The 13,355-nt window shown below is 55.5% G+C and carries 15 protein-coding genes, 1 tRNA gene and 4 pseudogenes; 9 read left to right on the top strand and 11 right to left on the bottom strand.

The window, feature by feature from the left end; translation table 11 throughout:
* Positions 1-199 precede the first annotated feature (199 nt).
* Positions 200-1,131, top strand: a pseudogene (locus JCM13583_RS03705) (nucleotidyltransferase family protein).
* Between the two features lie 112 nt (positions 1,132-1,243).
* Positions 1,244-1,603 carry a hypothetical protein gene (locus JCM13583_RS03700; protein WP_075056743.1) on the top strand — a complete coding sequence of 120 codons (360 nt, stop codon included), beginning with the start codon at positions 1,244-1,246 and terminating at the stop codon, positions 1,601-1,603.
* Between the two features lie 5 nt (positions 1,604-1,608).
* Here JCM13583_RS03700 and JCM13583_RS03695 read toward each other — a convergent pair whose 3' ends face one another.
* On the bottom strand, positions 1,609-1,983 hold the full coding sequence (locus JCM13583_RS03695) for a hypothetical protein (RefSeq protein WP_075056742.1): 375 nt from the start codon (positions 1,981-1,983) through the stop codon (positions 1,609-1,611).
* A gap of 137 nt (positions 1,984-2,120) precedes the next feature.
* On the opposite strand from JCM13583_RS03695, the gene JCM13583_RS03690 reads away from it, so the two are divergent.
* From JCM13583_RS03690 to JCM13583_RS03675, 4 genes are read left to right on the top strand one after another with little or no spacing between them, the layout of a single operon-like run.
* Complete coding sequence (locus JCM13583_RS03690) at positions 2,121-2,390, top strand: cation:proton antiporter (protein WP_075056741.1); 270 nt, start codon at positions 2,121-2,123, stop codon at positions 2,388-2,390.
* Positions 2,329-3,042, top strand: a complete 714-nt coding sequence (locus JCM13583_RS03685) for a cation:proton antiporter (RefSeq protein WP_171823413.1) — start codon at positions 2,329-2,331, stop codon at positions 3,040-3,042. The genes JCM13583_RS03690 and JCM13583_RS03685 overlap by 62 nt, the downstream gene beginning before the upstream one ends.
* A gap of 57 nt (positions 3,043-3,099) precedes the next feature.
* Positions 3,100-3,327, top strand: coding sequence for a hypothetical protein (locus JCM13583_RS03680; protein WP_162509330.1), 228 nt, complete (start codon positions 3,100-3,102; stop codon positions 3,325-3,327).
* Positions 3,328-3,378: 51 nt separating this feature from the next.
* On the top strand, positions 3,379-4,053 hold the full coding sequence (locus tag JCM13583_RS03675) for a GntR family transcriptional regulator (RefSeq protein WP_075056738.1): 675 nt from the start codon (positions 3,379-3,381) through the stop codon (positions 4,051-4,053).
* Positions 4,054-4,065: 12 nt separating this feature from the next.
* Here JCM13583_RS03675 and JCM13583_RS03670 read toward each other — a convergent pair whose 3' ends face one another.
* The 3 genes and pseudogenes from JCM13583_RS03670 to JCM13583_RS03660 all read right to left on the bottom strand — a co-directional run bounded on the left by JCM13583_RS03670 (position 4,066) and on the right by JCM13583_RS03660 (position 7,371).
* The gene (locus JCM13583_RS03670) at positions 4,066-4,293 is read right to left on the bottom strand and encodes a hypothetical protein (RefSeq protein WP_162509329.1); all 228 of its coding nucleotides are present in this window, start codon (positions 4,291-4,293) and stop codon (positions 4,066-4,068) included.
* 57 nt (positions 4,294-4,350) lie between these two features.
* A pseudogene (locus tag JCM13583_RS03665) lies at positions 4,351-5,608 on the bottom strand (MFS transporter).
* 297 nt (positions 5,609-5,905) lie between these two features.
* Positions 5,906-7,371 (bottom strand): annotated as a pseudogene (locus tag JCM13583_RS03660) (APC family permease).
* 336 nt (positions 7,372-7,707) lie between these two features.
* Between JCM13583_RS03660 and JCM13583_RS03655 the strand changes: the two are divergent.
* A tRNA-Thr gene (locus tag JCM13583_RS03655) sits at positions 7,708-7,781 on the top strand.
* Positions 7,782-7,944: 163 nt separating this feature from the next.
* Positions 7,945-8,781, top strand: a complete 837-nt coding sequence (locus tag JCM13583_RS03650) for an alpha/beta hydrolase (RefSeq protein WP_075056736.1) — start codon at positions 7,945-7,947, stop codon at positions 8,779-8,781.
* A gap of 275 nt (positions 8,782-9,056) precedes the next feature.
* On the opposite strand, the gene JCM13583_RS03645 is transcribed toward JCM13583_RS03650, so the two are convergent.
* Together JCM13583_RS03645 and JCM13583_RS03640 are read right to left on the bottom strand one after the other, a co-directional pair.
* Positions 9,057-9,341, bottom strand: a complete 285-nt coding sequence (locus JCM13583_RS03645) for a hypothetical protein (RefSeq protein ID WP_075056735.1) — start codon at positions 9,339-9,341, stop codon at positions 9,057-9,059.
* 64 nt (positions 9,342-9,405) lie between these two features.
* A complete protein-coding gene (locus JCM13583_RS03640; protein WP_075056734.1) occupies positions 9,406-9,765 on the bottom strand; it encodes a hypothetical protein in 360 nt (119 codons plus the stop codon).
* Positions 9,766-9,787: 22 nt separating this feature from the next.
* Here JCM13583_RS03640 and JCM13583_RS03635 point away from each other — a divergent pair, with 22 nt between their 5' ends.
* The gene (locus JCM13583_RS03635) at positions 9,788-9,985 is read left to right on the top strand and encodes a hypothetical protein (protein WP_075056733.1); all 198 of its coding nucleotides are present in this window, start codon (positions 9,788-9,790) and stop codon (positions 9,983-9,985) included.
* A 383-nt stretch (positions 9,986-10,368) separates the two neighbouring features.
* Here JCM13583_RS03635 and JCM13583_RS03630 read toward each other — a convergent pair.
* The 5 genes and pseudogenes from JCM13583_RS03630 to JCM13583_RS03610 form a co-directional block, all read right to left on the bottom strand.
* A pseudogene (locus JCM13583_RS03630) lies at positions 10,369-11,438 on the bottom strand (GDP-mannose 4,6-dehydratase).
* A gap of 31 nt (positions 11,439-11,469) precedes the next feature.
* Complete coding sequence (locus JCM13583_RS03625) at positions 11,470-11,853, bottom strand: hypothetical protein (protein WP_075056732.1); 384 nt, start codon at positions 11,851-11,853, stop codon at positions 11,470-11,472.
* Positions 11,844-12,134, bottom strand: a complete 291-nt coding sequence (locus JCM13583_RS03620) for a hypothetical protein (RefSeq protein ID WP_075056731.1) — start codon at positions 12,132-12,134, stop codon at positions 11,844-11,846. The genes JCM13583_RS03625 and JCM13583_RS03620 overlap by 10 nt, the downstream gene beginning before the upstream one ends.
* Positions 12,135-12,157: 23 nt before the next feature.
* Positions 12,158-12,445 (bottom strand): hypothetical protein, encoded by a 288-nt coding sequence (locus JCM13583_RS03615; RefSeq protein WP_075056730.1) that lies wholly within the window; start codon positions 12,443-12,445, stop codon positions 12,158-12,160.
* A 90-nt stretch (positions 12,446-12,535) separates the two neighbouring features.
* Positions 12,536-13,351, bottom strand: a complete 816-nt coding sequence (locus JCM13583_RS03610) for a glycosyltransferase (protein WP_162509327.1) — start codon at positions 13,349-13,351, stop codon at positions 12,536-12,538.
* Between the last annotated feature and the right edge of the window lie 4 nt (positions 13,352-13,355).

Raw genomic sequence — 13,355 nt, 5'->3', positions numbered from 1 at the left:
ACCTTGAGGGTGATATGCAAGTATTCATTCAATGGTATATATCATTTTGGACAGCCCTCAACGCTGATCGCCGAAGGCATATGGCCTCGAGTACGCAATTCACCCGTGACATACAGAAAGGGAGTGCTGCGCCCTCTGCCCACTCCCATCCACGGCCCAGGCTGGTTACTTTTTAATCCTAAACTACGATCCACGTTGCATGATAGGTGCCATACTGGCCGGTGGCTACGGTAAGCGCCTTAAGCCTTTAACTGATGAGATACCTAAGGCCCTTGTCCCCATAAAGGAAGGTTACACCATCATGGACAGGCAGCTCTTCGACTTCAGGGTCATGGGCATTGAGGAGGTCTATATCCTCTCCGGTTACCTTGGCCAGAAGATAGAGGAGAGGTACGGCGATGAGTACATGGGCCTGAAGATGAGGTACCTGAGGGAGGAGAGGCCCATGGGGACGCTCTTCTCACTGAGGAACCTTATATCTCATGTGAGGGACGACATAGTCCTCAGGAACGGGGGGGACACGATAACCGACATGAACATGAAGAGGTTCCTGGAATACGCTGCGAACTCGAACTACCAGCTCCTCATGTTCGTGGTGAAGATGAAGAGCCCGTACGGCATAGTTGAGACGCTTGGCGACCAGGTCCTCAACTTCGTGGAGAAGCCATTCCTGAACCACTTCATAAACGCTGGGTTCTACTACATAAAGAGGGAGGCGCTGGACATCTTCTTTGAGGACTACCACGGCAAGGACCTGGAGACCACTGTCTTCCCGAGAATGGCCAGGAGGAAGATGGTGGGCGCCTACACCGAGGACACCCTGTGGATGGGAATAGACAGCGAGAAGGACCTGGAGCAGATCAGGGAGGAGTACAGCAACAGGGAGGACATGGAGTGGGGGGCTACAGGAAGGTGATCTTCAGTGACGGCAGGAGGACTGTGAGCGAGGTGTTCGTGAGGACCGGCGAGAGGGCCAGTGTGGATGACGGCGAATCGATACTCAGGATTATAAGTGGCCTGGCGGAGGTGAACGGCAAGGCAGTGCACACGGGGGATGTGATCCTGGAGGAGGGAAAGGCCGAGATCACAGCGTATGAAGACACGAAGGTGGAGGTCATTTGCACCCGTTGAGCGCACGCACTTCAGCGTTAGCTCTGAGGGGGGGTCCCAGGTGAGCGCGAATATCAGATTATACAGACAGGGCAAAGTTTAACTAGGGTGTCTTAATCAAACCAAGAACTCGATGCCCGTGATGACCAGAGAGGTGTTGATTAGCGCTCTGGACAAGGTCTACGGAAAGAGAGGCATGGGGAAGAAGGACATAGAGGAACTGTGTGACTTCATACTTTCGTTCTTCGGCTACGAGGACTATGTGCTGGACAACGTCCTCACCTCGCCTGAGAGGGATGTCTTTTACAACCTGGAGGAGTACGGCATCCTGACAACTTACAGGGAGGAGGTGAACATCATCAAGGGGGGGAAGACCTGGAGGATCAACCAGTGGACCTACAACAGGGAGAACATAAACAGGATACTCAAAGGCGAGGACGAGCGCAAGAAGGAGGAAAACATATACGACGAGATATTTAGGGAGCTGGAGTAATCAATTCACCCCCCCATTTTCTTCCTCTCCCTCAGCGCAAGTGCCAGCGCAGTGATGGCCCCCCCTGCTGCCAGGACAGCCTTGCCCGTCCTGCTGTCCAGGAAGAAGTGCCTGACCGGCATCCTCAGTGCATCGTGCCTGTCAATGTGAACTTCGTAGTATGTGCCGAAATCCCTGACGTGTGCGCCCATGCCGGAGGACGGTATGGAGCACCTCCAGTCGGAGCGCTGCCCGTGGGGGGGCTCCCCAACAGACCTCTCAAACATGCCACTCTCTTCCGGGCCACAGGGGGGGAACTCATCCTTGGGAATCTTTACCGATCCCATTGCCAGTGCAAGGGCTATGGCCGTGTTCCAGGCATCAGGGTAACTGGTGAGCACATTTGTGAATGATCAGAATAGTATTTATCCGTTTGGCGTCTCAGGAGTACCGCAGAATGGACTGTGCAACGGCACCCGGAAGGTGATGTTTTCTGGACATCTTTGCCTCGCTGCTCCTGCTCATATTCGTCTCAATAGTGCTAGGCCTGGCAGGGCAGAGGTACAATATAACGGATGTTGTGGGTGCACTTGCCACAGGCCTCATACTCGGTCCATTCGGCCTCGGCCTGATAACACCTGACCCTGCCATGAGCGGGATCGAGGACATCTCGCTCTTCTTCATAGTTCTCCTCATAGGCGTTGAGGTCACAACCGACCTCTTCAGGGCCCACATGAGGAAGGGGGGTGCTCTTTTCCTTCACAAGCTTCGCTGTGCCCGTGCTGATCATGGTCTTCTTCATAACTGAGCTGATGCACGTCAGCACCTACACGGCAATAGCATACTCCGTCTCCGTTGGAGTGCCGTCAATATCCATCATATCCGTGCTCATACTGAAGGGAGGGTACCAGAACACCGCGGACGGCCAGATCATTCTACTGAGCGTTGTGCTCTCCGACATGGCCACATTCATAGTGATAGGTGCCATAGGGAGGAACGGGATACAGATAGTGTTCCTCCTCCTCATAATATTCCTGTTCTTCATCCTCCTCTTCCTCCTGGACCTGGTGCTCAGGAGGAACACTGAGAGGATAAGCAACTTCTTCGACAGGATAACGTCAGAGGAGAGGGGGGGCGAGGACGTGGCAGTGGTGTTCGTCATAATCCTCGGCCTCCTGGTCTCTGAGATATTCTCACAGCTGGGCATCTCCTTCATCCTCGGCTCATTCTTTGCAGGCATGATAATACGCGAAGACATGATAGGGAAGAGGTTCTACGGGATACTTACAAGGACAATCAGGAGGTTCAACAACGGCTTCTTCATCCCCCTCTACTTCAGCATAGCGGCCCTCCAGGCCACGAGGCCACCAGTGAGCTTCATGATGTACCTGGCAGTTGCCCTTGCCTTCTCTTCAGGCGTGGGGGGGGCCTGCTCAACTACCTCACAGCCAGGAAAGTGAACCACTCGGTCATGCCCAGGACAACTGTTGGGATCCTGGGTGGCAGGGGGGGGTGCGGTGGGTGTTGTCGCAGCCACCCTGTCGCTCCAGAAGGGCCTGATAGGCGGCGGGCTGTACGCGATAGTCCTGCTCGCCACGGTGCTGCAGGCCCTGGTCATGCCACTGTTCATAAAGAGAGGGGGGGAGATGGAAGAATCTTTAAGGACCAGGAGGAGGCAGTTTAGAACAGGGCAAAGGTCATATGGAATGGCTCCCCACACCAATTTTTGGACAAATGTTAAATAATAAACAAGTGTTTATATCTAGTGTAATACTTATCTCTAGGCGGAGGATCATATGGACGCACAATCCCAGCGTGAGAAGGACAACCTCTCTGAGGTTGCCTACAGGTCCCTGATCAACAAGATAGTGTACGGGGGGGAAATCCACATGGGCCAGACCCTGACGGAGACGCAGCTGATAAAGCTGCTCGGAATGAGCAGGACCCCGATCAGGGAGGCCCTGATCGCACTGGAGACCGAGGGCCTCCTGTTCAGGACCGGCCGTTCATTCTCCGTGCTCTTCCTGTCCGCAGAGGAGATCAAGGAGATGTACCAGGTAAGGGTAATACTGGAGGCGGAGGCTGCCAGGCTATTTGCCAAGAACGCCACGGAGGACAACCTCAGGGCCCTGGCTGCGGTTCTTGATGAACTGAGGAAGCTCAACGAGAGCAAGAACCCTGAGCCATACGTGCTTGCAGATGTATCCAGCAGATTCCACTCCACCATCGCCGCCGGCAGTGGCAACAGGTACGTGGAGAAGTATGCCAACGACATAAGGCTCAAGCTGAGGGTCGTTAGGGTGAGCCTGTTCACAAGCCTTGACAGGATGAACGACGAGCTGAAGGAACACACGGAGATATTCCAGAGCCTGAAGGAGAGGGACTCGGAGGGAGCATGGAAGAAGATGTACGAACATGAGACGAAGACAATGCAGTACGTGATTGAGAAGGTGATACCGAGGCTGGTCTGAAAAGGAGAATTTTCAATTCTGTTTCTGTTCCCTCCTCCTGAACGTGCCCCCCCCGACCACTGCCAGGAGTATTATGCCTATGAGTACAAGGACGAAGAAGACTATTAGGTAGTCTACCCTTCCAGCCACCAGGTGGCCCACCGGAACGAAGAAATCAACCCAACCTATGTAAGCGCCAACTATTACCAGGATGATGCCAACCAGCACCATCACCAGCTTCTGTACTGTTGTCATTGCCATGTGAGTCCCATACCACGTTGTTAAATAAATTCTTTCGGAGATCCGTTTTAACCTCCGTCAGGCCAGGGGCCTCCCCCCCCTGGTCTCCGGGGCCAGGGCGAACGTTACCCCCCCGAAGCCTATGAACTCAAAGACCGCGAAGAAGAGGAGGCCATAGGAGATGTTGAGGGAAGATGTCAGGAGGGGAAAGGCAAAGACTCCGAGTATTGCCCCCCCGACCCTTGAGGCCGAGGTTGCCAGGCCCATGCCTGTGCCCCTGGACCTGGTAGGGAATAACTCCGCAGGGTATAGGTACGTTATGTTCGTGGGCCCAATGTTGTGGAACAGGTGCATGAGGGCGAACGCAAAGAACGTGGCCAGGAATGGTATGCCCGTCCTCAGGCTCGTGAGTGCAAAGGCGAGGAGGGAGACCCCCCCAGCGAGGAGGAAGCCTGTGTACTCGAGCCTCCTCCTTCCCACCCTCTCGATGAGCGCAAGGCACACCAGGTGCCGGCGATGACCGGAATCTCTTCAAGGAGTGTGCCCACGATGCTCGAAACATAAGTGCCGCTTGATGATATGAATATTGAAGGCGTGTAGTTCCAGACCCCCCCGTAGCTCGATACATCGTAACAGAACCATGCCAGTGATGTGAAGAGCACGAGGAGCGTCATGTTCCTGAGGGAACCGACACCGATGTTCCTGTCCACCTCTGGCGGCTTCACGTTCTCCACGCCCGCGTACTTGCCAAAGTCCCTGACGACCTCCCTCGCCTTTTCCTCCTCGCCCGCCCCCCCCTCGAGCCAGTAAGGGCTCTCAGGTATGCCCCCTGCGGCTCAGGATCACCAGGACAGGTATCACGCACCGGTGAAGTACATCACCCGCCACGCCAGGCTGCCCGTGAACAGCACTATCGGTATCGAGATGGCATAGAATATGATGGAGCCTATGGTCCATGAGAATATGTTGAAGACAAGGAACCTGCCCCCCCTGGATCTCAGTGGCGAGAACTCTGCCTGTATGGAGGAGCTTATGGGGTAGTCTGCGCCTATACCCACGCCGGCAAGTGCCTGGAACGCGAAGAACTCATAGAAGTTATGCGATAGCCCTGTGAGGAGCAGGAAGACCGCAGTGAGTGCCAGGTCGTAGGTGTAGATGGTCTTCCTTCCGTACCTGTCCGACAGGTTCCCGAAGACAAGGCTGCCCAGGAGCATGCCGATGTATATGGCGGACGAGCCAGGGAGACCAGTATGGCTGCCGAGAGTATGGTGTGCTTCAAGTATATGTATGCTGTGGAAAATATGGACAGGGCATAACCGTCCATGAGGACGCCCATTGAGGAGAGGATTGTGATTATGCCGAGTGGCCTGGTGACCCGCAGGCTGTCAAACTTTACGTACTCCACGGAGTGTCATTGTCACGCCACATAATAGTCTTCCGGGGGGGCCGGTGCCACGGGGGGGCTTCCCTGCCTCCCAGCTTTACACTGCGGGGGGGCAGGGAGGATCACGGCCGGGCTGCAAGGGTGGTGCATGGCCTGCAGCCACCTGCCTGTGCATCCTGCCGAATGGCCATGGCAACAACCTGTCAGCATCCAATGTCAGGTGGGGGGGTCAAGGGCCATGGCCCGCGCTCACTTCTCCCCCCCGTAAATCTGTTCCTGGACAAGCACGTCCGTGAGTCCGGCCCTCCTGATCCTGTCCTGGTGGTTCCTGGCATATATGGCTATTGCCACAGTCGATATGGCTATGAAGACGACCGCAGTTATTATCGAATAGTCCACAGGGAACACGGGAGGATAGAGGCTGTAGAACATGGCGACGAGCAGGATGGCTGTGGCTATGGCTGGCAGTATGACATGCTTGGCCAGGCTCATCTCTCCTGCCTTCCTGAACGTGATACCGAGGCCAACGTTGCTCAGTATGTGGCCTATGAACAGTGCAACGGAAGATGCACTGATCAGGTATAGGAAGCCGTTGCTGGGCCCCATGATGAGGCCAGTGACAAGGGATACAATGTAGCCCACCGCTGCCAGTGTTATTATGGAGACGTAGGGTGTCTTGTGTACCGGGTGGACCCTGGCGAACACCGAGGGCCCAAGGCCATCCCTGCTCATGGAGAAGAGCATCCTCGAGCTTGTGTTGAGTGGGGGGGCCAGGGAGCCCGCAAAGAGGCTGTTCACGATGAAGGCGAAGAGGACAACAGTGAAGGGCAGGCCAAGGAACCTGTCAGCGACGATGAGGCCAGGCACGCTGGACTGGTAGAACTTTGACATCTTCGATATGCCCCCCCACCCCCCCACGGTCAGTGCGTAGGACGTGAGGACGAACACAACGCCTGTTATGAGGAAGCTTATGAGGAGGGCCCTCCTTATGTTCCTCCTGGGCTGCTGTGCCTCTTCCCCCCTAGCGTGACAACGGCGGATGAGCCAGACATGGAGAATATGGCAAGGACCATGCCTACTGCCACGGGGGGGCGAAACCTCCTGCAGGGGGGGCGGGGGGGGTGAAAGGCGCAACCGAGTTCCTTGGGCCTAGCTCCACTATTATCACCACCGATGTCACTATGAGCAGTGCTATCTCTATGGCTGAGGCCGTGAAGCTGTAAGCCAGGGACGGCTTTATTCCCAGGTAGGCTATCACAGTGAGTATTGCAATGAACGCCGTCATTATCGGGATCCATGTGTATGTCCCGATGTTTATGTGAAGGAAGTACGCTATCGTCCCTGGAATGAAAACCCCCCCTGAGGTGAAGAGGATGGAGTTGGTTATCACCATGAAGTAAGAGAACCACATCATGTAGCCTATGACCAGGCCGTACCTCGGCCCAACCCCCTCTCGCGTTGAAGGTGTAAAAGCCGCCAGCACCGTTTATCTTTGAGGAGAACTGGTAAGGTGTGTTGATCCACACGAGCACGCCGAATATGGATATGATGTAGGCGAGGGGGGGTAGTGATCCCCTGGCAAACTGGGCCGCTCCTGTGAGCGTTGCGGCGACCGCACCCAGTGGGGGGGCTATCATCGCTATCGACTGGCCGAGGAGGGAGTAGAACCCGGCTGCTCCTCTCTTCAGTGTCTGCGCTTCGGAAATGCCATCCATCCAGTGAAAAATTGCATCCTTGTATATAAATGAAGATGTTAATATGCATCTTAATAAAATACGTAATAAATAATATTCACTAGAATTAATCGATGAATTTAGTGTCCTTGCATCAGTTAAGGTCTCCGGATCCACCTAGCATGGTGGGGGGGCATAAATGCACAGGTATCCAGTTATGGTTGACGCGGAATCAGGGCTATGTCCTCCACAGCATTCCCGGTCTGCTGTGCGCTTTGGATCGTATATGTTACTGAAGAGAAATGTTTTTGTGAATCTTGAACTATCCCACGGCAACAGGGCTGTGGATTCAGGGGGGGAGATGAGGATCCCTGCCATGCCACCGTAGCTTAGCAGGTAGAGCAGCTGATTCGTAATCAGCAGGTCGGGGGGTTCAAATCCCTCCGGTGGCTCTCACACCCAGCCTGGTCTGACACACTGTTTCTCTGCAGGGTTATGTCTTCAAGGATACTGGCAGGAACCTGGTGCTCCCAAGGCTCTCCACGCAAAGGGCCAGTCCAACTGTCTTCCACCGTACCGGCAATGTATTAATAGACTACAGGCATGTTATGTACCATGCCGTTCTGCCGCTCCTCTGACGGGACGAGGATACACTACGTATCCATAGGTGAGGGTGAACCGCTGATCATGATACAGGGCTTCAGCTGGGACCTCACTGCCTGGCACTTTCAGCTCGAACTGGCGTACCGCTACAAGCTTGTCCTCATAGACAACAGGGGGGGTGTGGGAAGGTCCGATAAGCCCGAAGCACCATACACCATGGAGGCATTCGCTGATGATGTTCGTTCAGTCCTTGAGAGTGAGGGCATAGCCTCTGCCAGCGTGCTCGGTTTCTCCATGGGTGGCATGATCGCCCAGAGCCTTGCATTAAGGTATCCCGACCTGGTTGATTCTCTGGTACTTGTATCCACAATGCCAAGGCTTGAGACATCCCAGAGCATCGATGCCCGGTACATTGAGGGCGTGATGAAGATGTACGATGATTACGGCACATTCCTTTCCACGCAGGTCAATATAGCGTTCAGCGAGCACTGGATAGAGTCAAACAGGGACGTGTATGAGAACTTCGGCAGGCTACGGTATGAGCTCAGGATGCCGCAACATGCTTACCTGAACCAGCTAATGTCAATGCAGACAGATCTGTCTCAGAAGATAGGCAGTATAAGCGTGCCCACAACTGTATTTCACGGGGACAGCGACAGGCTGGTCCCACAATCCAGCGGCAGAAGGCTATTCGAAATGATACCTGGATCGAGGTTCCTGGTCTTCAGGGGGGGTGCCGGCCACGCGATCCACATAGAAAGGTGTTACGAATTCAACAGGCGGGTTATAGAACACATGGATATGTTTCGCAACGGCATTTTCAGGAGGGAGGGCCCGGTAATGGTTTAACCCTTGGGCACTGCCATTGCATGAGGCGGACTTCCAGGCATGGTAGCAGGGTGATGATCAAAATGTGACCCACTAACCAGGTCCGCCGATTATCCCTCCACAGGGCCCATATCCGGTACAGGATCTGCGGGAGGCGCTCAGGGCCCGGAAATTGTAGCCATACAGCCTCTTCCACACCGCACGCAAGCGCTGGTGTCTCTCGTGAACCTCCCTGTTTAGTGATAATGCTATGGAATCCCGTTTTAACCTTGCTGGTAGGACATAACACGGCTTTCTCAGAACAGGGAGGCGACCACAATGACCAGGAGGAACGAGACCGCCGCATAGGCTATGTAGTAGGCCATTGAACTGTTCATGAAGTTCCATGAAACCCAGCCGCAGGCCTTCCTGAAGGCCCTCACCGATGATACTATGATGGTCAGAAGCCTGTCAACCAAGCTGCTGGACGGGCCACCGGGCTCTGCGCTCGTCCTGAGTATCCTCCTGAGCATGAGCCTGACGTTGCCGGCGAATGCCGAAGAAGAGAACCCATCGGTTGGCCCTGAGCCCCCCCGTTCCACACCTCCACGGCCCTGGCCCGTGTCCTGGGGAACGAGACAACCGCAATGCAGGAGAATGCTACAGTCAGGGCGAGGACGTAAATTGGGGACAGCAGGCCAAAGTCAGCTGATGAGAACTCGACTCGATCATCAGGCCTCTCGCCACAAGGACCTGTGGCAGGCCACCGATGAAGGTTTCCGGGACGAATGCTGTAGATAAGGCAAAGAGCACGACCAGGAGTATGCCGGTAGCCAGCACGGTGGCACCCTCCAGGCCGTGTCGCCTTGCTCTGATCCTCCTGAAGACTCCACTGAACGAGAGTACCTTGAAGATGGCACCGGTGGCCATACCCTCCGATATGGCAAGGACCGACCCGGATACCATTGCAACAATCCCCTTATAGCCGCCGGCGTAGGCCTCCATGAAGAAAGATTCAAGAAGCATCCATGTTGCAAGGCCGCACAGTGTGGGAAAGAGGCCTGAGGGTGACAGGAATGACAGTGTCCCTCCAAGGGTTGCCAGGCTGTCAGCTTCACTGGCTGCCTCTCCATCTCCTGTATTTGAGCCCAGGGAGAGGAAGAGCCCTGTCTTCCCCAGGGAATGGGCCAGCGAGAAGAGAACAATGGCTGTCAGGACAAATGCCTCAGGATCGTGTCCGTGCTGAGCAGGTAAAGGCCGAAGGCTGAAAGTATCGCTGCCTGGTTTTCGATTGTGCTGAAGGCTGACAGAGCTCTCGGACTGTCTGGGATGTACGCATACATGGGGGGCGAAGACCAGTGAGGCACCTCCTGCTATCAGGAATAGCAGGGCAATGTAGTGGGTATAACCGATGCAGTAGGCGTCATCATCCCTTCAAAGGGCGATTTTCCGTGGAGACGCCAATCCACGTGCCCGGCTAATCGCGGGTCTATATATAAAAATTTTCCGACCATTCTCCCCCCCGGGGTGCCCCCCCTGCGCGTTGGCTATGTCCGGTGGGGGGTTGAGGTGCCAGTATCGCCGGTGGCACACCTCGGGCCTCAGGGCATGGTTCCGGCCCCCCCAGAGTCACGTGGTTTCCCTGTCTACCCTGACCTTTCCCTGCGCGTACCTCTTCATCTCGCTCTCCACCATGATCCTTACGAGTTCCCTGAAGGTTGTCTTTGGCCTCCAGCCGAGCAACTGCTGGGCCTTGGAATAGTCCCCCCTGTAATTGTCGGATTCAAGTGGCCTGTAGAACTCCCTGCTGACCCGCACTATCACCTGCCCACTGTCCCTGTCGATGCCCACCTCGTTCAGGCCGGAATCCCTCCACTCCACATCTATGCCGGCCACACCGAAGGCCTCAGTGGCAAACTCCCTGACAGTGTGTATCTCCCCCCCGTGGCAAGCACGTAGTCGTCAGGCCTCTCCTTCTGGAGCATCATCCACATGCCCTCCACATAGTCCTTCGCGTAGCCCCAGTCCTTCCTGGCATCCAGGTTGCCCAGGACGAGAGGTTCTGTGTCACCGTTGGCTATCCTAGCCACCGCCCTCGCTATCTTCATGGTGACGAATTCGGGGGGGCCCCTGACCTCGCTCTCGTGGTTGAAGAGTATGCCGTTGCACATGTAGAGGGAATAGGCCTCCCTGTACACCCTCACCGTCCAGAAGCCTGCGAGCTTCGATATCGCGTAGGGGCTCCTGGGATAGAGCGGGGGGGTGTTCTCGTTCTGCGGGGGGGTAGTTTTTGGCTGGCCGAACATCTCTGAAGTGGCAGCGAAGTAAAGCCTGCTGGAAGGCGAATAGTCCCTTATCGCGTTCACGACGTTCAGTGTGCCACCTATGTTGATGTCGTATGTGGACGCTGGGTTCTGGAAGCTGTACGCCACGAAGCTCTGGGCCGCGAGGTGGTATATCTCATCGTACTGGTTCTCCTTTATGAGAAGGCTGAGGAAGGTTCCGTCAGTTATGTCCCCCCCGTAGTGTACCTGGAGCCTCTCCCTGTACTGCCTGGGCATCCTCTCAAGCGTTCCCTGGCTCATCCTGCTGTTCCTCCTCACAGTCCCGTGGACCTCATAACCCCCCCTGTCCATCAGGAACTGTGTCAGGAAATAGCCGTCCTGGCCGGACACTCCGGTGATGAGCGCTTTCTTCATGCTGGGCTATATTGGAATCAATCTAAAACATTTATGAAAAAACACTTATGAAAGTACCGCCACCGCCCCCCCCTTCCCTTCCCCCCCTGCCGCCAAGTGAGAGGGCTGCAGAGCAGAGGAGCCCGAGGAGGATTGGTACAGACGTGAACAGGTAATAGGAAAGACCGGATCTCAGTGAGACTATGGAGAGGACTATGGGGACAAGCAGGACGGCCGCTCCCCCCCTTGGCGAGAGCACCATAGAGGCCAGTATGGTGAGTGCCACACCGACCGAGAGGAACTCACCGCCGGTGACGTACAGTATGGAGGCGTTTATGTCGCTGTGCCCGAAGGCACCGTTGAATATGTAGTGGAGGTTGAAGTTGTAGTATATGGCTGTCAGCATGAGGAGGAAGAGTGCGAACATCACCGCCACCAGGTAGTAGTCCCTGGGGGGAGGCGCCTGTAGAACCGGTAGATGTAAGTGTAATAGGAGTACATGGCTGTTACGATGAGAGGAATGGTGCCAGTTGTCATCGATGCGGCCAGGAAGAGCATGGAAGACCTGGGGGGGTATCCGAGGCCCTTCAGGTATACGGATATCAGGAACAGGGTCGGGAAGAAGTAGCTGAGGCTGAACACAGTCAGGTCTGAGGTGAAGACCGTCATAGTCGTGAGGTATAGGAGGTCCAGGGCCAGCACCTCCCTGGTGCCCATGTTCCGGCTGAAGGCAAGGAGGCTCAGGGGGGGACTATCCCCATGGTCACGAAGATGAACTGGAAGATGAGCATGAAGATGTACGAGTGCCACACATAGTACACGGGTATCAGGGCAAGGTAGAAGAGGTAACTTATGTCTATGGGCCTGGTGTCCTGCGGGGGGGTCACCCTGAAACCGTATGAGACAACCCCCTGTATGTAGGCGAGCTGCGATGGGTCCGCACCTGCTATGTAGGGATACAGTAATAGGACGAGGGCTGTGGAGTATGCCACGCTGACTGAATACACGACCAGCTGTGATTTGTCCAAGGCAGACCGATCCAACGCATGGCTTCCACGTACCTCACCTTTAACCGCTTGGAACGTACCTTTTCGCTTCGGCCACAGTCTGGAAAAGGATTACTTCAGGGCAATGTCAGGCTGCCGGACTGCGGTCGCTATCCTCCTGCTTGCCTTCCTGAGGAACAGGTTCTGCCCCCCCATGTAGTTCTTCACGAAGCTCAGCCCCCCCCTGCCCACGATCTTCGAAGAGCCCCCCCTCTCCCTCTCCACGAATGTGTACGGCACTTCCTTAACCGTACACAGTGGGTTGTAGGCCAGAACGTACAGGAGGGTTTCATATGAACCGGGCATGAAGTCTATGCCGGCGAACATTTCCCTCCTTGCTGTGAAGAACCCGGATATCGGGTCTCGTATTCTCTTCGACACGGGCAGGATGGTGTGGCATATTAGCACAGCTGTGCGGCTTATTATGCCCCCCCTTACCGGGTCCCTCCTCGCGCCACCTCCCTTCACGTACCTTGAGGCAACTATCACATCGTATGCGCCAAGGTACCTTGACATATCCACTATGTATTCAGGCGGGTGCTGGAGGTCACCGTCGAGTATCGTGACATATTCGCCCCCCCTTGCCTCCCTGGCCCCCCCGAGGAGCTCTGCGTGCACCAGGCCGAGCCTGGCCCTCTGCATTACGGTACGCACGGAGAACAGGTGCCTCCCGCTCTGCCTCTCTATTTCCTCAATGGTCCCGTCTGTGCTTCCGCCGTCCACGAAGATGACCTCGACCACAGGGGGGGCGTCTTTCGCAACCGAATCGATCCTCCTGAGGAGGGGGGGCAGACGTTCTCCCTTTCGTTGAGCACCGGTACTACGACTGAGATCGAGTGCACAGAAAATGAAATGTTGAAAGAGATTAAACGGGTGTGAAAAAGAAATAGGT

The organism is Thermogymnomonas acidicola JCM 13583 (assembly GCF_001316105.1).
Lineage (GTDB): Archaea > Thermoplasmatota > Thermoplasmata > Thermoplasmatales > Thermoplasmataceae > Thermogymnomonas > Thermogymnomonas acidicola.
Note: the sequence above shows the minus strand (reverse complement) of the source record. Positions and strands in the feature narration are given on the sequence as shown.